Source organism: Thermodesulfobacteriota bacterium, from assembly GCA_040757775.1.
Taxonomy (GTDB): domain Bacteria; phylum Desulfobacterota; class UBA8473; order UBA8473; family UBA8473; genus UBA8473.
In genome coordinates this window covers 27115-46550 of the sequence record JBFLWQ010000023.1, presented here as the reverse complement: position 1 = coordinate 46550, position 19436 = coordinate 27115, and the positions used below count along the sequence as shown (strand labels likewise).

15 protein-coding genes are annotated in these 19436 nt (G+C 42.6%); all 15 read right to left on the bottom strand.

Annotated features, from left to right (window positions below; all coding sequences use genetic code 11):
• Positions 1-6: 6 nt before the first annotated feature.
• Entirely contained in the window at positions 7-1653 is a 1647-nt protein-coding gene (locus AB1401_12760) for a methylmalonyl-CoA mutase family protein (GenBank protein ID MEW6616318.1), read from the bottom strand.
• Between the two features lie 40 nt (positions 1654-1693).
• A complete protein-coding gene (locus tag AB1401_12755; protein MEW6616317.1) occupies positions 1694-3079 on the bottom strand; it encodes a 2-hydroxyacyl-CoA dehydratase family protein in 1386 nt (461 codons plus the stop codon).
• A 148-nt stretch (positions 3080-3227) separates the two neighbouring features.
• Positions 3228-4487: a 2-hydroxyacyl-CoA dehydratase family protein gene (locus AB1401_12750; protein MEW6616316.1), complete on the bottom strand. Its 1260-nt coding sequence runs from the start codon at positions 4485-4487 to the stop codon at positions 3228-3230.
• Position 4488: 1 nt separating this feature from the next.
• On the bottom strand, positions 4489-5616 hold the full coding sequence (locus AB1401_12745) for a 2-hydroxyacyl-CoA dehydratase family protein (protein MEW6616315.1): 1128 nt from the start codon (positions 5614-5616) through the stop codon (positions 4489-4491).
• A 167-nt stretch (positions 5617-5783) separates the two neighbouring features.
• Positions 5784-7022, bottom strand: coding sequence for a PAS domain S-box protein (locus tag AB1401_12740; GenBank protein ID MEW6616314.1), 1239 nt, complete (start codon positions 7020-7022; stop codon positions 5784-5786).
• Between the two features lie 181 nt (positions 7023-7203).
• Positions 7204-8886, bottom strand: a complete 1683-nt coding sequence (locus AB1401_12735; GenBank protein ID MEW6616313.1) for a TIGR03960 family B12-binding radical SAM protein — start codon at positions 8884-8886, stop codon at positions 7204-7206.
• A gap of 20 nt (positions 8887-8906) precedes the next feature.
• Positions 8907-10058, bottom strand: coding sequence for a cell division protein FtsZ (gene ftsZ / locus AB1401_12730; protein MEW6616312.1), 1152 nt, complete (start codon positions 10056-10058; stop codon positions 8907-8909).
• 88 nt (positions 10059-10146) lie between these two features.
• The gene (gene ftsA / locus AB1401_12725; GenBank protein ID MEW6616311.1) at positions 10147-11376 is read right to left on the bottom strand and encodes a cell division protein FtsA; all 1230 of its coding nucleotides are present in this window, start codon (positions 11374-11376) and stop codon (positions 10147-10149) included.
• Positions 11377-11381: 5 nt separating this feature from the next.
• Positions 11382-12251 (bottom strand): FtsQ-type POTRA domain-containing protein, encoded by an 870-nt coding sequence (locus AB1401_12720; protein ID MEW6616310.1) that lies wholly within the window; start codon positions 12249-12251, stop codon positions 11382-11384.
• Between the two features lie 232 nt (positions 12252-12483).
• Positions 12484-13428: a D-alanine--D-alanine ligase gene (locus AB1401_12715; protein MEW6616309.1), complete on the bottom strand. Its 945-nt coding sequence runs from the start codon at positions 13426-13428 to the stop codon at positions 12484-12486.
• Positions 13429-13431: 3 nt separating this feature from the next.
• The gene (gene murB, locus AB1401_12710) at positions 13432-14361 is read right to left on the bottom strand and encodes a UDP-N-acetylmuramate dehydrogenase (protein ID MEW6616308.1); all 930 of its coding nucleotides are present in this window, start codon (positions 14359-14361) and stop codon (positions 13432-13434) included.
• A gap of 45 nt (positions 14362-14406) precedes the next feature.
• Positions 14407-15792: a UDP-N-acetylmuramate--L-alanine ligase gene (murC, locus tag AB1401_12705; GenBank protein MEW6616307.1), complete on the bottom strand. Its 1386-nt coding sequence runs from the start codon at positions 15790-15792 to the stop codon at positions 14407-14409.
• 79 nt (positions 15793-15871) lie between these two features.
• A complete protein-coding gene (gene murG / locus AB1401_12700; GenBank protein ID MEW6616306.1) occupies positions 15872-16951 on the bottom strand; it encodes an undecaprenyldiphospho-muramoylpentapeptide beta-N-acetylglucosaminyltransferase in 1080 nt (359 codons plus the stop codon).
• 4 nt (positions 16952-16955) lie between these two features.
• A complete protein-coding gene (ftsW, locus tag AB1401_12695) occupies positions 16956-18056 on the bottom strand; it encodes a putative lipid II flippase FtsW (protein MEW6616305.1) in 1101 nt (366 codons plus the stop codon).
• A gap of 7 nt (positions 18057-18063) precedes the next feature.
• Positions 18064-19434, bottom strand: a complete 1371-nt coding sequence (gene murD / locus AB1401_12690; protein ID MEW6616304.1) for a UDP-N-acetylmuramoyl-L-alanine--D-glutamate ligase — start codon at positions 19432-19434, stop codon at positions 18064-18066.
• Positions 19435-19436 lie beyond the last annotated feature (2 nt).

The window sequence follows — 19436 nt, the reverse complement described above, 5'->3', positions numbered from 1 at the left end:
AATGTTTCAGATTGGTAAGGGTCTGCCATATCCAAAAACATCCCTCAGCTCAGAAGCAATCTCAGAATTAGTAACATCATTTTTAACTGCATCCACTACAGATTCAAATATGTTCTTTTCAGGATCGAGCGCCGCTTTGCGTAATCTTTTAATAGCATCTTTTGCCCTTTTCTGATCCCTTGTCTCCTTCATCTTTTTTGTCCTGTTAATATGTCTCTGAACGTCCTCTAAATTTAACTTATTCTGCGGTACGGACAATTCCTCTTCTTCAATACGATATTTGTTCAAACCAACAACAACTTTTTCACCGTTTTCAACTTCCTGTTGATATTCAATAGATGATTTTGCGATCTCTTTATGAATATATCCACTCTTTACAGCCTCAAACATACCCCCGATTTCCTCGATTGCTCTGATGTATTCCCAGGCTCTATCTTCCACTTCGTTCGTAAGTGATTCAACATAATAGGAACCACCCAGAGGATCAATAACATCCGCTGCACCACTCTCTTCAGCTATGATGTTCTGTGTCATTACCGCTATTCGTTGTGATTGCTCAGTAGGGGTCCACAAGGGTTCATCATAGGCATCAGTGTGGATCGATTGGGCTCCTCCAAGCACAGCCGCCAGTGTGTGAAGAGATGCACGAATTACGTTGTTCAACGGCTGCTGTCGAACCAACTCCGTACCACTCGTCTGGGCGTGAAACCTCATTAACCAGGACTTCGGATTTCGGGCATGAAACCTGTCCTTCATTATCTTAGCCCACATCCTTCTGACTGCTCTAAATTTTGCCACCTCTTCAAATAAATCACCACTCACATCGAAAGCAAAAGAAACTCTCGGAGCAAAATCATCCACATCCAGCCCCGATTTTATAAGTGTATCAATGCTAAATATGGCGCTTGCCAATGCGTATGCCACAGCCTGAACCGGCGTTGCGCCTGTTTGTGAGTAATGCTGGCCTATGATACTAATAGGATTCCATTTAGGCGCATTCTTCGTACAAAATATTACATGGTCCACCAGTATCCTTAAATGTCCTTCCAGACTATATCTCAATAGCTGATGAGCACCAACATAATGGGATAAAAAATCGCTCTGACCGGTAGTTCCCTGTATTTTTGAAAGAGGTATGCCCTGTTTTTCTGCCATAGCAAATGTTGAGGCTATTAACATGAACGGGCCAGGCTCTTGAAATGCAAAGCTCACTCTGTCTAAAGGGATACCGTTAAATGCAATCTCCATATCTTTCATAGAATCAACTGGGGTACCTGTTCTCCCAACCAATTCCAGATCGACTTCATCGGAATCATAACCACGAATATACGAACTGCAAGGAACAAAATTGATAGCGTTCTGCCCTGCTTCAAGCATCTGTCTCTGTCTAATATTGAATGCCTCAGGACTTTGAATCCCAACAAGGAATCTGCTTGAAAATAATCTCCCTCTATACATGGAAGGATAAATACCTCTGGTGTATGGATATTCACCCGACAATCCCAAGTCTCTGGATCCATCAAAATCTTTCAGGTCTTCCGCAGTATAAATAGGTTTCCTCGTTATCCCTGAAAGTGTCTTAAATTCCCTCCTTCTCTCGGGACATCTCTTCAAAGAGGCTTCGTAACCCTTCGTCCATTCTTCCTTTTCCATCCGGTCTACTCCCATTCCTGTAATTAGAGTCCTGTCAATTTTAAGAAGCCTTCCTCATCTTCAACAGTTCAGCAAATGTTTCAACCCTGGTTCTTAACTGGCCGGCACTGTAATTGCGGGTATCGTAGGCATCCCCCTCCAGGACTAACACAGGGATACCCAGCCTGTCCTTAAGTGTCTTCTTTGACATCAGAGGAGGAATAGTATACGGACGACATGAATAGGGATAACAGAGTATTGCCCCATCCACCTTCCATTCTCTACAGTACTCTGCAAAATAGTCGATCGCTCCCTGCGCTGAATAGAGGCAGCCACGTCTAAACCAACCTTCCATAACTTTTTGACCATATTCGGTGGCATTCCCTTTCTCTGTTCGTTCCCTGGGGGTCAACCAATCAACAAAGACAACCGACATAGCCAGTCCCAAACTTTCGACCATTTTGAGTATAGAGGCATCAACCGCCATCCGGAGTCCAAAGTATATTCTGGGAGCACCCTTTTCAACAACCCCTTCACCTCTTTCCACCCGTTCTTTCGTTTCTCTTATCAATATAGTTAAGGCATTATTTGCCTCCTCCCTCTTCCTTATAGGGGTACCGGTCAGCCAAAACGGAAGGTTAACATCCGCCTGGCTGATAGCCTGGGGATCACTTTTCCCCACTGTTTCTACCAGTGTATTAAAATTGAAAAAAATCTTTGCCTGGTCTCTACGACCATCTCTTCGCGCCTCTTCTGTAAACGTACAACCCGTCACATCTTCGATCTTTTTAAAAACTTTCTCCAGTTGACGTCCTGCGTATCTGGTTAGCCTCTCGTTTATTTTAGGCCATTCTCCCCACTGGCCATCAAGGACCCCGTCCATATAGACGGTAGGAATACCATAGAGTTCAGCCAGAAGCTGGTCAGCCTCCGCAGGCTGATCACAATACCAGCCAGAGGATATCATCAAATCAGGTATGGGTATCATCCCCTTTTCAATAGCGCCTATGTGGGTTTGCCATAGGGCACAGTGTGCCTCTCCCACCCCCAGCCCGGTCTTCTCACCTGCCTCTAGAAGAGGGCTGAGTTTATCAAAGATCATCCCCATACCGACGTTCATAATTTCTCCTATAGAACCAATATACACATCCTCTGACAGCCTGTGGGCTGCCATCATCATCGCACCGGGGAAAGGCCAGTCACTATAGATGACTTTCTTATACTCCTCCCGGCACAGGGGCAATGATACAAGCTCCTCCATCCATACCCGAAGCAGCCTTCGTATACCCTCGAGATCAACATTAAAGCTCTCCCGAACACGTTTTTCTGCCCGGCTTATGTCCTCCTCATCTATCCCAAGGATACCAAATGCCTTTTCTATCCTGGGCATCTGCTTCTTTAGTTCTGTATCCTCATACCCACATAATTTCAAAAAATCTGTGTACATGGTCCACCTCCTTAATATAGCCTTCAAGACTAAGTTTCTTAATCAATATCTTAACAAATGCCCCAATCCGCCATATCCTGTTCCTGACCATATTGGGGCAAAACCTTTTGTTTTCACACTTTAGAATTTATTCGCGATACCCTACCCTTTACAGATACGTCTCGAAAAACTCCCCAATTTTAGACTTAATCGTCTCCGATGACGCTACCCTGGGATCGAAAGCATCAAAATCAAAAAACAGACTCGGAATCCCCACCTCTTCCTGGATCACATCCTTTACCAGCTTTGCCGACGCCCAGCCATACTTGCAACCAATATGCCCTGCAAAGATGGCTACATCCGCTTTATAGTCCCTGCATATTCCAACAACCTCTTCCAGCAAAGGCTCTACGGGGCCCCGACCGTGTCTTCCCATAGGGGCACTCAATGTCTTGGCCGCCAAACCATCTACTATCTTGGACAGGCTCGAGGTGTCCTCTATGGGCTGAGCGGTCCACGTACATATCAGATCCATTACAACTACGGCTCCATACTCCTTTTCCATCCACTCCAGAATTCCCAGGTCGAAAAAGGTAGTTATCCAGACCATGGCTACCCTGATTTTCTCATCAGGAACGACTCCCTCCTTTTTCTCTACCCTCTCAGAGACCATTTCATACTGCTTCTTGTACCAGTCGACCAGGAAGGGCGTCCCGGCCAGTCCCATAATCGCTGATAAGGCAGTGGCAGAAGAACGGCTGGGACAAGGACAGGGCACTATTTTTCTGAGCTCATTGATCTTTAACATATACTCCTGCGCCTGGTTAGAATATTCCACTGCCTCCCTTAGCCTGTCAAAGTCTAACTTCCGCCCTGTGCGCTCTTCCAGAAAAGAGATCAACTTTAAAAATTGACGAGAATAATATTTGTAGCTCCTCTCATCATCCCCGTAAGGTGTATCCAAACTGAACTGAGGCACCTGCAAATAATCAGAAACAACCGGATATACGATACTAGCAGAATCGCAGGGATGGGCTGTCGTATGGATGAGCATATCCGGAGCAGGAAAATCTCCAGACAATGCAGCCCCAAGGGTGTACTTGTTTATGGTACAGAGGGTCTCTGGAACCCATTTTTCAGCAATATTAACATATTTAACGACCCCTTCGGGATATGACGCCATTACCGAGCCTATAACTTCCCCCGAGAAGGGGGCTATATCCATGGCACGGAACAACTCCGGGGTCAGAAGAAAGAAGTACCATGCTACCGGTTTGTTTTTTAACAAGTCTTCATATAGAAGCTCAATACACTTTACGATTGGTTCGTACATCCATTTCTGTTCAGGATATTTCTTCCCAACATGCGCTAGCATCCCTTGCATGTTTTTATGGATCTTCTCTATTTCACGTATGTTCTTTTCTCCCATCTTAGTCCCTCCCTATAATTTCCAAGAATGCTGCTACCCTTGTGTTAATCTGTCCCATTCCACTCATTGCATACTCGCGATCAATAACCAAGAAAGGAATACCGTCCTCCCCCAGTCTCCTTTCCAAAAGAAGTGTCGCTCCACCCCAGAGATCACAACAGCGAATCCTCTCCATGATAACACCATCAACACGAAATTCCTCTGCCATGTCACGCGTATAAGTATAGAGCTTAACAATCTCGTCAGCCATACGGGGACATACAGGACGCCTCAGATACGAGCGGGCCAAAGACTCGAGTGGATCACTACCAGTGTCAACGGGTTCCCAAAAATACCTGCTGCCAAAGCACAGGTTATCAGCAACCACAACACTACCAAGGTCCTCAATAAGCTTTATATATGAAGGATCATCAACTACACTCCCTATAACCATCAACCTTGATCTATGGTTAGGGACACCCTTACGAATACTGAGTTCTTCCAGCAGCCTCTTTATTAACCCATTATAGTCCTCCTTACGAACCGAAGTGGCAGCCACAACAACGTCAAGGGTTTCCGAACCAGTTATAGAAGGAGAATCACCTCGACGCAATCCGTATAGCTTCTTGAGAAGATCCCGTGTCTCATTGTAGACCTTTATCGAATCCGCAAGTGCTTCATCTGTAATAACAACATTGAAGGCGCTCTCCAGACTTTTTTTGAACTTATGAAGCTCATCTCTATACCATTCCACTGCGTCTTCATCAGTCTTATGTGGAACACTGAGAAAATGAAAATAGGGAATATCTATCTTACGCTTCCAGACATCATGCGCCCGCCGAATGTGCTCACAACTGTTCATGGATACCACCCCATCGAGAAATCCATACTCCCCCTCAAGCGCTAGATCCAGACAGCTCCGGGTAAACGAACAGTTCATTGCAGAGGATAAATAGGTATCTGCCGCAGTAGTTTTAGTACATCCTCTTGCTTTGATACGGTAAGGTAAGATACCTGCTGCATGAATAATCTCCTCAGGCACGTAAGAACAAAAATATCCAACTATAGGCTTACCCTGTGCTTTCCACTTAGAGACAGAAGTATTTTCAATAGCCTTCGATAAATCTGTTAACTCCTCTAATGCCGCCATGTTACCCTCCTTCATTGTTTAGTTATTGTGGTTCTTCTCTTAAATAACCTTTCCTTAGGTCAGGCCTTCTCTATCCTTGAATAACTGTTTCCTAAGCAAGAATAGCCCATTGGAAACAAAAGTCAATACTAAATTATTGGGTATAAAATACTTATATAAAATACGAATTATAGAGACAAGAGGTAGGACTTAAGGTTTGCCTTTTTGTTTTTTATTCCAAGCTTCACCCTTAAATTTTTTTTGTGAGCCTCAATTGTCCGTGTGGACACATTCAGCAATTTTGCTATTTCTTTTGCAGTCTTTTCCTGTTGCACAAGATTAGCTACCCGAATCTCTGCTGGGGTAAGGCTTAAATATGCAGATGACAACTTGCGGGAAAATGGCGAAACAATATCTTTAAGATTTGATTCAAGGATGTCTATGTATGCCATTTGCCTGGGATGCAAGTTAGTACTCTTCAACTTCTCTAAAAATGGGGATACCAGCTCTTTCACATTGACCAATATCTTTTCTTCAATCTCCGTTCTGTCTTCCTCTCTCCTTCTCAGCAAGACTTTTAAAGCAGTATTCATCTCCTCAAGATTCTTAGTCTTAATCTGTAAATCTGCCTCTCTTTGTCTTAGCGCCTGCTCTGCCCTTTTTTTTTCACTAACGTCCAAAAATGAACCCATCGAACATATTCGCTTACCTGCCTTGTCCCTAACAAAGCTTGACGAAACCTGGGCATCAAACAGTGAACCGTCTCTCCTTTTCCCTTTTAGTTCTCCTATCCAGCTCCCTTCAGAAATCAGAGCTTCTACAGTCTCCACAGTATCCTCTTCCATCGCCCACAGTTCGTCATTATGCCTTCCCAGAATCTCCTTTTCATCATCATATCCCCACATTTTTAAAAAAGAATCATTTACATACATAATATATCCATCAAAGGTAGATAAAACGATCGCGTTAATGGACGAGGCTATAGCATTATCCCTTATCATCATTGCATCTTCTGTCTGCTTTTGCTTGGTAATGTCCCTTGCGATCCACAAAACTCCTGTAGGCTTTTCAGCAGCGTCTTTCAATAAAATCACAGACATGTGTGTGATAAAAGCGGCTCCACCTTTTCTTACATGTTTTATCTCACCCTTCCACGAGCCATGTGTTTTTATTTGATCAACAGCAAATTTATGTCCATCTGCCTGTCCATCTTCAAACAGACTCAACGCGTCCATTCCAACAATCTGTTCAGGAGAATAACCATGCATTCTGGCAAAGGCATCGTTCACATATGTCAGTTTTAGTTCTAAGTCACTTATGGCTATGCCATCTATAGATTGCTCAACAGCAGAACTTAGTTTTCTTATTTCTGCCTCGATGCTCTCTAATTTGTTTTCTAATTCTCTATATGTTGGTTTTCTGGTCATTAAAAAATCCTCCTTTTGTTCTTAAGAACAAAAAACCCCACTAGGAGAAAATCTATTCTAGCAGGGGCTAAATTATAATCTTGAATCCATGCCTACTCCTCAGCTGAGGAGGTTACATATTAAAACTTGCCTGTTAACCAGACGTTTACCTTATCAGACGGGTTTAAAGATGGCTAAAAGTTTACCTTAACGCCTTTTGATACTCTGCAAAGAGGTGTTCTTTCCTTATTCCATGGTCTATAAAATCCCATGGAAAGATTTCCTCAAAATATCTCTGTCTATAAACGTAAAAGTCCGGGTTTATGTCTGTCTCTCGAAATGCCCTTTTCCAATCTCCGCCGAATTTATAAGCAGCCAGGATGATTCTGCCAACCCTTCTGTCTCCTCTGCTCAGCAAAGACTGGACATAACCCCATTTTGGCAAGTCAGAAATAACAGTAATATTACCTTCTTTCTTTAAGGCGTTTCTTATAACCTTCAGCTTGTTATTCAGGGATTTTATATCATCGAAAGGATGCCACTGAAAGGGTGTAGCCGGCTTTGGGATAAAAGAGTTAATGCTGAGTGTAACCCTCCCCAGTCGTTTTTTACCCCTACTTGTCTCTAATATACGATGCTTTATCTTCTTTACGAGATGAATTATCTCTTCAATATCTTCGAGGGTTTCTGCAGGCAATCCTATCAGGAAATAGAGTTTAAGGTTTAATATATCACTTCTTATTATAGTCTCAGCTGCCCTCAGGACATCCTCTTCAGTAATCTTCTTGCCTATAACCTCACGTAACCTTTCTGAACCAACTTCCGGGGCAAGGGAGATGGTTTTATGACCACTCGCCTTCAGGCATCTCACAACTCTATCGTCAAGGGAGTCTGCTCTTAAGGAAGCCAGCGAGACTTTTCCACCCCTGGCTAGAATCAACTCACACAGTTCAGGGAGCATATGATAATCTGAAACGGCTGCTCCTACAAGCCCAATTTTATCCTTATCCTTTAACCCATTGATAGCTGTCTCTCCAAGATTCCCCAGTCCCCTTTTCCTGTAAGGACGATATATGAAACCGGCAGCGCAAAACCGGCAGCTCCACTTGCATCCACGGCTTATCTCTATTAAAAACATGTTGCTAAATTCCGTGTTGGGGGTCAGAATAACAGAATGGGTTTTAAATTTATCAATACCTTTCACCCATCTTTTCTTTATCTTTTTGGGAAACCTGCCTTTTGGCTCAAAGTCCATGATCGTGCCGTCGGTTTTGTAATCCACCGTGTAGTAGCCAGGCACATAAACCCCCACTATATCAGCCATACCCTCTAAAATTTCATCCTTCTTATACCCGTTCTCTACCCCTTTTTTGTATGATACAAAGAGTTCCGGAACGACCTCTTCACCTTCGCCAATCACAAATATATCTATAAAATCCGAAACAGGTTCTGGATTCAGGCTGGATGCAACACCACCTGCAATAATTAATGGGTAGCCATTGTTCCTTTCTCTTCTTTCCAGAGGTATCCTGGCCAGATCCAGTATTTTTAAGATATTTATATAATCGTTCTCAAAGGAAATGGAAAAGGCAATGATGTCAAACTGGTAGAGAGGCTTTTGTGATTCCAGTGTAAAGAGGGCGGTATTCGTACTGCTATATATCAGACATTCATCTTTGTCAGGAAGGAATACCCTTTCACAGAGTACGTCTGGTAAACTGTTCAGGTGATAATAGATGGTATGAAACCCAAGATTTGACATCCCTATATAGTAGAGGTTGGGATAGGCTATTGCAACTGTTATTTTCCCTCCACGGGCTTTCTTAATAGTCCCCCTTTCTTGAATAAGAACCTTTCTGGCATTATTAATCAAGCTCCACGACATACCTATACCTGTTCCCTGACCTATCTTCTCACGAAGGCTGGAATATCATATTCATCGTCATCTTCTGGAAGTATTTTATCCAACCGTATCACTCCCCCATCTGTATAATCTCTTCTTATGTAGGCAGGAATATCATAATCTTCCTTTCTTATCTTTTTGAAAGGTGTTGCCAGAGATGAAACATCCGTTGTCCCATATTTAACCTCTTCTGCACCATTGTTGAATCCAGCGGCAATAACAGTAACACGAATTTCATCATTCATAGCATCATTTATTACTGCTCCGAAGATTATATCCGCATCTTCATGGGACTGTTCCTGGATTAATGTGGCTGCTTCATTGACCTCGTACAGAGTCAGATCAGGTCCTCCAGTGATATTAATCAATAGACCCTTGGCCCCTTTTATACTTATATCCTGCAAAAGCGGACTGGATATGGCATACTGTGCAGCCTCCACAGCTCTATTTTCACTATTAGAGGTTCCTGTTCCCATAAGTGCCATACCCTTTTCAGACATTATTGTTCTTACATCAGCAAAGTCCAGATTGATTAAACCATTGACCATAATTAAATCAGATATCCCTCTGACGGCGTGGAGCAAAACCTCGTCAGCCATCTTGAATGTCTCAAGGAGAGGGGTGTTTTTACCGGTAATCGACAGGAGTCTTTGGTTAGGGATAATTATTAAGGTATCCACTGCCTTTTTCAATTCCATTATCCCTTCTTCCGCTGCCTTCTGTCTCTTTCTACCTTCAAAAAGAAAGGGCTTGGTGACTATAGCCACTGTGAGTGCTCCCAATTCTTTGGAAATTTCAGCCACCACAGGGGCTCCACCGGTTCCAGTACCACCTCCCATACCGGCAGTAATAAAGACCATATCCGAGTTTGTCAGTACATCCCTTATCCGATTTCTATCTTCCTCAGCCGCATTCTTACCAATCCCGGGGTCTGCTCCAGCCCCCAGACCTTTGGTTAACTTCTGCCCCAATTGTAATTTCAATGGGGCTTTGGAAACCCTTAGAGCCTGGGCATCCGTATTGGCACTAATAAAATCTACTCCATCCAGTTCTGAATGGATCATAGTGTTTACGGCATTACATCCGCCGCCGCCAATCCCAAAAACTTTAATATTAGCCGGCTGTTTACTATTTTCACTAATTTCAAACACCATGGTTAATACCTCCTTATCTAGTAAGCGTTAACGGTTTGTATTCTACTGTTAACTGCAAACCGTAAACTGTAAACAGATACACAAATATCTAAAATGCTTCTTCAAACCATCTTTTCATCCGGTTGGTTAGTCTTCCGAATATACTTCCATTTTTATCCTGAGATTCTCCTCTGTAATGGTTTTTGCTGCCATATAGAACCAACCCGACTCCAGTACTGTACATTGGGTTATTGACCACATCGCTTAACCCACCTATCCCCGTTGGGTAACCTACCCTGGCTGGAAGGTTAAACACTTTTTCTCCAAGCTCTGGCAGGCCTTCCAGCAGCGCGGTACCGCCAGTAATAACTATACCTGAAGCTACTAATTCCTCACAATTAGATTTAACCAACTCTCTTCTAACCAATGATAAAATCTCTTCTGCCCGGGGTTCAATAATCTCACATAACTGTCTCCGTGGAATAACTCTCGCTTCCCTCCCCCCCACACTGGGAACTTCAATAGTCTCACTCCGATCAACTATTGAGGGGAACGCACATCCATATCTCTTTTTTATCTTTTCTGCCTCTACTACAGGAGTCCTTAACCCCACTGCTATATCGCCGGTAATATGGTTCCCCCCCAAGGGTAACACTGATGTATGCTTAATGCTGCCTTTGGAGAAAATCGCAATATTCGTAGTACCTCCACCAATATCCATTAATAAAACACCCAGCTCTTTTTCGTCAGGACTTAAGAGCGCCTCGCTTGATGCCAATTGCTCCAGGATGATATTAGAAACACTTAACCCTGTCCTGTTGGCACATTTTATAATATTCTGAGCATAAGTTGCAGCCACGCTTACAATATGAACCTTGGTTTCCAACCTTACACCAATCATACCAATAGGTTCCTGAATCCCATCCTGATCATCGACAATAAACTCCTGGGGTAAAACATGAATGACTTCTCTGTCTAAAGGAATAGCTACAGCTTTAGCTGCATCTATAACCTTCTTTACATCGCCTTCGCTAACCTCTCTATCTTTAATAGGGATGATTCCCTGGCTGTTAAATCCTTTTACGTGAGCACCTGAAATCCCTGAATAGACAGAACTGATCTCAAAACCTGCCATTAACTCTGCTTCTTCAATTGCCTTCTTTAAGGAGTTCACCGTACTTTCAATGTTTACAACCACCCCTTTTCGAAGCCCTTCTGAAGGGCAAGAACCAAATCCAACAATATCAACGCTTCCGTTGTTCACTTCTCCTACTATGGCACAAATCTTTGTAGTACCTATATCCAAACCAACTATTATGTTATTATGTTTCTTACCCACATTTTTCACCTCCTTTCTGTCTCATGTGAAGCCATTAAGGTTTTTGGCAAATCTGTTTTATCCAGCTTTACATAAACCTTTTCACCATAGTTTAAGTTAATGTATTCTGCCTTTTCACCTCTTTCCTGCAAATCAGCTATAACCTTCTTAAGATGATCCAGCTTCTGTTCATAATCATCAAACCCTAATTTTACCTGAGTCCCATCTTCCAATGTGAATATGGTTAACCCGGCATATGGGTCCATATTGATCTCTGATATTTGATCTACACCCAAAGTCCCTCTTTTGTTCACCTCATCTATAATAGTCAGTGCCTTCTCTATGAGGCTCCTTGAAATACGCTCATTGGTTGCCAAATCTTCCGATTCTAATCCTGTTAAAACAGGAACATCGAAAGTATCTTCAGGACCTACTTCCTTAAAGATAATACCCTTTTTATCCACCAGGTATAATCTGTCCAGGTTAATCATGGCAACAGGGACCCTTTCAGTGACATTAATTATTATCCTTTGAGGCAATTCCCGTTTTACAAAAGCCTTTTGTACCCAGGGGTGTCGTTCTATCCTATCGCTTACTCTTCTAAGGTCTATCCCAAGTATATTACTCCCCTTGTCGATTCTTGCCAGATTTAAAACCTCTATTTCAGAAAGTCTGTTCTCACCACTTACGACGATTCGTTCAACCCGAAAATAAGGGGATGTATAGAGATACCCAAAAAAGATATACACTAATATCCCTAATATACCAACCGACAGCAGAAAACTGCCCCCTTTACACAACTTTAAAAGTATCCTGGTGTAATTAAGCTTAATCTTCCTTTTTTGTCGGGATATCCGTCTGCCATTTTTGAGCTTTCCGGTCTTTAAATCTTTCATCCTATCCTCCCCTTTTTTCGTGAATCATGATTGATGAATTCGTAAAAAGTCAGGAAATCCTCTTTCTTGTCATTCCGGCGGACCCCGTATCAAGTACGGGGCAAGCACTGGAATCCAGTAATTTCAAGCACTTCTAGACTCCGGCTTTCGCCGGAGTGACGGCTTTTGGAACTTTTTACAAGACCGTCGTGAATCGTGAATGGTTTGCGATTTACGATTCACAACTTACAATTTACGACTCACGATTTATGATTCCTGAATGCAGCCTGGCGCTCTTTAGTATCTCTTCTACCAGAGTATTAAAACTCAACCCGGCATAATCAGCAGCCTTTGGTATCAGGCTGGTATGGGTCATGCCAGGGATGGTATTAATTTCAAGAATGTAGGGATTGCCCTTTAAATCCAGCACCATATCTACCCTGGCAACTCCATGACAGCCTATAGCCTGATAAGCCTTCAATGCAATACCCTGCACTTTAAATAGCTGCTCTCCGCTCAACCTGGCAGGTAAGATATAGTCCGTCATCCCTTTGGTGTACTTTGATTTGTAATCATATAATCCACCTTTGGGAACAATCTCAATAACTGGGAGGGGGCACCCATTTAAAATCCCTACTGTAATCTCTGAACCATGGATAAACTCTTCGATCATTATCTGGTCCGTATATTTGCTTGCTTTCCCGACAGCATTTGCCAATCCTTCTTCACTTTCAACAATACTAACCCCAACACTAGAACCTTCTGATACAGGTTTAACCACCAATGAGAATTTTAACTCTATTCTTTTCTTCAGTTTGCCTTTTGCTATCTCCGCTTTATTTAAAACCTGAAAGTTGGGAGTCGGCAGTTTATGGAAATTTAAAACCTTTTTGGTCATAGGTTTATTCATAGCCAAGGCACTTGCCAGTACAGGAGAACCAGTGTAAGGGATTCCCATAATCTCCAGCATTCCCTGGATAGTTCCATCCTCTCCCCATCGACCATGGAGTGCAATAAATGTTACATCAATCCCTTCTTCAATTATTCTTTGAGGAACATCCCTGTCCACATATATAGAACACGCATTATGCCCTTTCTCCCTTAAGGCAGAAAGTATAGCATTACCACTCAAAAGAGAGATCTCTCGTTCTGCTGATAATCCACCCATCAAGACACCGATCTTTTTTTCATTCCTCATAGACTAGTTCTCACCAACAATTCTAATTTCCGTCTCCAACATAACTCCTGTTTTTTGATATACCTCTTGTTGGATTTTTTCCATTAAACTCAGTATATCCTGAGCGGTAGCATTTCCAATGTTTAAAATGAAATTCGCATGGAGTTCTGAAACCCTGGCATTTCCTATTTGCATTCCCTTAAGTCCAGACTCATCAATCAGCTTGCCGGCTGAGGCACCCTCAGGGTTTTTGAATATCGAGCCAGCATTCGGTAAATCCAGGGGCTGTGTCTCTTTTCTCTTAAGCAATATCTTCTGTATCCTCTCTCTAATGTGCGACTGATTATCGATCTTTAATCTGAAGACCGCACTCAGTATGACACTATCCTTGGGAAGTTGTAAGTTTCTGTACGAAAATCTCAAATCCTCCCGCTTTTTTGCAGTGATCTCTTCCCCGGGGTTCAATATGGTGACCGATTCGGTCACGTCCTTTAACTCTCCCATACTGCCCCCTGCATTCATAATAATGCCACCGCCTACTGTTCCAGGTATTCCAGCTGCAAATTCAAGACCAGAAAGGCTGTGTTTTGTAGCAAATCTAATCAATGACACCAATGTTACGCCGGCTTCAGCAAAAATCCCGTCTTCTCCAAGTAATTCAACCCTTTTAAAGCCATGGTGCAGAGCTATTACTACACCCCCAATCCCTCCATCTCTAACTAAGAGGTTTGTTCCATTGCCCAGGATAAAACACGGTATGTGTTCTCTACTTAAGTATTTAATCGTACCTCTTAGATCCTCTATGTCCTCAGGAAAGACAATCAGATCCGCCAGCCCACCCACTCTAAGGGATGTGTATTCCTTCATTGGCTGATTTGTAAGTAGGTCTCCCCTTACTATCTTCCTTAGCTCCTCTATTTGCCTTCCGTTTACCGTTGACCGTTTACCGTTCACTTTTTACCTTTTACTGTTTACCATTATCCCTTAACCGCTTACCCTTCACCGTTCACCATTCACCGGCGAAATCTTCTCTATCAATTCATATCCGACTTTGTATATATCCCCTGCCCCAAGAGTAATCAGGATGTCGCCCTCTTTCAGTACATCCACCAGATGAGCAGCAATCCTGTCCTTATCATCAATGAATGATACATTTTTGTGCCCATGTTCCCTGATTCCCTCGAACAGAGCCTTTGCATCAACCCCGGGTATGGGGTCTTCACCGGCAGGATAAATTTCCGTAATTATCAATACATCTGCCTGATAGAAGGCAACCAGAAAATCTTCATATAGATCTCTGGTCCTGGTAAATCTGTGAGGCTGGAAAACAACAACTAACCGTCTTCCCCATCCGGTCTTTGCCGCGCTCAGGGTAGCTTTAATCTCTACAGGATGGTGGGCATAGTCGTCTACAATCAATATGCCATTATAATCTCCCTTTATCTGGAATCTCCGCTGTATACCAGTAAACTCATTAAGCCCTTCCTGTATAGTCTTAAAATCAAGGTCTAATTCAAGGGCTGCAGCTACGGTAGCCAGGCAATTATAGACATTGTGAATACCTGGTATTTGAAGTGTAATCTTGCCCAGGACATCTCTGCTTTGTAAAACCTCAAATGTTGTCTTAGCTCCCATAAATGCTAGACCTCTTGCCTGAATATCTGCCTGGCTCGAAAGTCCATAGGTTACATATCTCTTTTTTATCTTCGGGATTAAACTCTGGATATTTTCGTGATCAAGGCATACAATTGCCAAACCATAAAAAGGTATCTTATTTATAAAGTCTAAGTAGGCATTCTTTACCTCTTCCATATCCCTGTAATGATCCATGTGTTCCTGATCAATGTTTGTAACTACTGCAATAGTCGGGGAAAGTTTTAGAAAGGAGCCATCACTCTCATCTGCTTCAGCTACCAGAAACTCCCCTTGCCCAAGTTTCGCATTGGTTCCTATGCTGTTCAGTCTGCCTCCAATTATCACTGTAGGATCCATACCTCCATGTGCCAGGACAGTTGCTATCATTGATGTAGTAGTGGTTTTTCCATGAGTACCTGATACGGCTATGCCATATTTCATTCTCATTAGTTCTGCAAGCATCTCTGCCCGGGGTATAACTGGAATAAGCCTTTCATTAGCCCCGATTACTTCAGGGTTATCGGGTCTTATAGCTGAAGATATTACTACTACGTCCACATCCTTTAAGTTCTCTTTGCTATGTCCATAACTGATATTGCCACCCAGGTGACTCAGTCGTCTGGTAATCTCGGTCTCCTGAGCATCTGATCCACTAACCTTATACCCTAAATTCAATAAGACCTCGGCAATACCGCTCATTCCGATACCACCGATTCCAACAAAGTGAATGTGTTTTATCTTTTTGTACATATAAGTCCCTGAATTTCTGGTGGAATGTCCCTTTAAACAGCGCACTTAAGTGCGCTGTTGTCACTATGCGCTGTTGTCGCTATGAACCCAAAAGCTCATAACAACTGTCAACTATATCTTCGGCAGCACCGGGCCTACCCAGTTTTAAAGACTCCTGTCGCATCCTGGAGATAGCTATCGGATCAGCAGTCAAATCAATTATCATCTCTGCCAGATTTTCCCCGGTTAAATCTCCGTTTAAGACCATTTTAGCAGCCCCCTTATCCAGTAATACCCTTGCATTTATCTCCTGATGATTGTTGGCTGCAAAAGGATAAGGGACTAATACTGATGCTTTACCATAGAGTGTTAGCTCGGAAATAGTAGTCGCTCCTGCCCTGCATATAACAAGGTCAGCATCTCTGTATACTGTTGCCATATCATCGATGAATCCTGTTACCTCTGAAGTAAACCCTTTTTCTCTATATACCTGACAAACCCATTGATGATCTGCTTCTCCGGTCTGGTGTATGATATTTAAAGACTCCCTCACAGGCACAAGATAGTCCAGAGCTTCCAGTATCTTTTCATTCAGCGAATGTGCTCCCTGGCTTCCACCCAAAATAAGCAGGGTAAACTTTCCTTTATGTTCTTTACCCTTTAAGGAACCATCTATTAATTTCTTTCTTATGGGGTTACCAGTGAATCGGGCTTTCTTCATCGACGAAAGATACCTGGTCTCCGAAAATGAAATGAAGATACTGTTTACAAACCTGGCCAAAATCCTATTGGTAATTCCAGGGATGGTGTTCTGCTCACAGATTACCCTTTTAATTCCCATTAATAAGGCTGCAAAGACCACCGGAGCCGAAGCATATCCTCCCATGCCAATAACCAACTCTGGATTATACTCTTTTATCAGAGTCATAGACTGATATATACTTTGAGGGATAAGGAGCAGATTGCACACCTTTTCTTTGAAGGGCTTTCCCTTTAGCCCTTTAATATCTATACTCCTGAGTCCAAAACCCTCCCTCGGGATAACCTTTGACTCTATGCCCCCTCTTACCCCAACAAAGACGCAGATACTTTCCGGGTTTCTTCTCTTAAACTCCTCTGCCAGGGCTATACCAGGGAAAAGATGACCGCCTGTACCTCCTCCAGCAATTAAAACCCTCATTGAATTATCTCCTTTTAGTCTGTGAGGATATGTTTAGTAAGATTCCCAAGCCTATTAAATTAATTACCAAGGACGATCCCCCATAGCTAATAAAGGGAAGAGGAATTCCCTTTGTTGGAAGAAGTCCTACAGTAACCCCCATGTGTATGGTTGCCTGTAACCCTATTAATACAGTTATACCAAGGGCTAGATAGGTGCTGAACAGGTCTGAAGAGCGAATGGCTGTAGTGATACCCCGATAGACAAATATGAAAAAAGCAACCAGGATCAATAATATCCCTACTAATCCCAATTCTTCACCAATGACGGAAAAGATAAAATCTGTATGAGGTTCCGGGAGGTAGAATAGCTTTTGCTTTCCCTCCCCTAATCCTCGTCCAAATAACCCCCCTGAACCGAAGGCATAAAAAGACTGGATAATCTGGAACCCTGAATCAGAGGGATCTCCCCAGGGATTCAGAAATGACAGGATTCTTTGGCGACGATAGTCTATATTTGCTATCAGAAAGTAAACAACAGGGGCAGCCGACAATAATATCAGGGAAAGATGGGACAATCGCACACCTGCGGCAAACAACAATGTAAATACAACAGCGCCAATACACACGGCTGTCCCCATGTCTGGCTGTTTAAGGATTAAAGAGAGCAAAATGCCAGTAATAATAAGGTGTGGAAGAATCCCTACAGAAAATTTTTTGATATTCTTCTCTTTTTTTGCCAGAGAGGATGCCAGGTAGATTATCAGGGCAAGTTTGGCAAATTCAGAGGGCTGGATTGAAAAAGGGCCCATCTTCAACCACCTTGTTGACCCTCCAACTTTAACTCCGATTCCAGGTATCAATACCGCAATTAAAGAGAGTAAACTTATCCCCAGAATTATATATGCAATCTTCCTGTAAATCTGATGATTTATTTTCGCTACACCGATCATCATAAAAACACCAACTACTGCAAACAGAATCTGTTTTTTCAGAAAAAAGTATCCGTCATTAAACTTTCCTGATGCCATTATGGCACTGGAGCTATAGACCATAACAATACCAGTACCGACCAGCAATAAAGTGGAAAGCAGCAATATGTAGTCAAACCTCGACTTTACACTCATCTGTTCCCTATCCAATTTGATTTGCCTTAGATTTTAGCTTCCTGACAGTCGCCTTAAATACTTCCCCTCTTTCTTCATAGTTATTAAACATGTCATAGCTTGAACAGGCAGGAGACAATAAGACAACATCTCCATTGGAAGATTGCAGCCATGCCAGTTCCACAGCTTCTTCCAGTGTGTCTGCTTTAAGGGATTGGGTCATAGAGCCTAAGGACTTGAAGATTATCTCCCTGGCTTCTCCTATCAGTATTAGTTTCTTAACCCTTCTTTTGACCAACTCATTCAGGCTTTCATATCCTGTCCCTTTGTCTCTTCCTCCTGCGATAAGAATTATGGGTTGTTTAAAACTCTCTAAAGCCTTCTCCACGGCACCAATATTGGTTGCCTTGGAATCATTATAGTATTTCACTCCGGAGATCTCTTCTACAAATTCCATGCGGTGTTCAAGCCCATCAAAACTATTTAAAGCCTCATAGATATCCCCATGATTACATCCACATATTTCCGCAGCAGCTATGGATGCCATAAAGTTATCAATATTATGTACCCCTCTTATCTTGAAAAACTCTGTACTGTAACAATGTTTTTGCCCGCTGATTTCTGAGATAATGGAATTTCCATCCAGATAGATTCCCTTATTCATCCTCTTTTTTTGGCTAAAATATATCTTTCTTACATTTTTGAATGAATTTGCCATCTCTGAAACTACAGAATCATCGGCATTTAAAACAGCGAAATCCCCTTCCCTCTGGTTGAGGAATATCCTTGCCTTAGCTGCAATGTAATCCTCGTATGAAGGGTATCGATCTAAATGGTCAGGAGAAATATTCAGCATCATAGCAACCTTTGGTCTGAAACTCCTGATACCTTCCAGCTGAAAACTGCTAATCTCCGCAACTACATATTCTGTTTCCCTCTCAAGCTCTATATACTCGATTAGGGGATTACCGATGTTGCCTCCAACAAAGACCTCTTTATCTGCCCTTTTAAGGATCTGACCTACCAGGGTTGTAGTAGTGGTTTTTCCGTTGCTTCCAGTAATTGCAACAATCGGAGTTTTAATAAAATTATATGCCAGCTCTATTTCAGATATAACCTCTATCCCTCTTTTCTTTGCTTCCTTGACCGGCTCGATAGACATAGGAACTCCTGGGCTTAAAACGATGAGATCGCACTCCAGAAAGCTCTCTATATTGTGTCCTCCTGCATCTACCCTGATACCTAAATCCTTCAGCTTTTGAGCATCTTCACCCAAGTCATCGATTGACTTCCCATCCGTAGCTGTTACTACCCCTCCTCTCTCCCTCAAAAAACGAGCGCAGGCTACACCGCTTTTCCCCAGACCAACTACCAGAAATTTCTTATCTTTTATGGTAATCA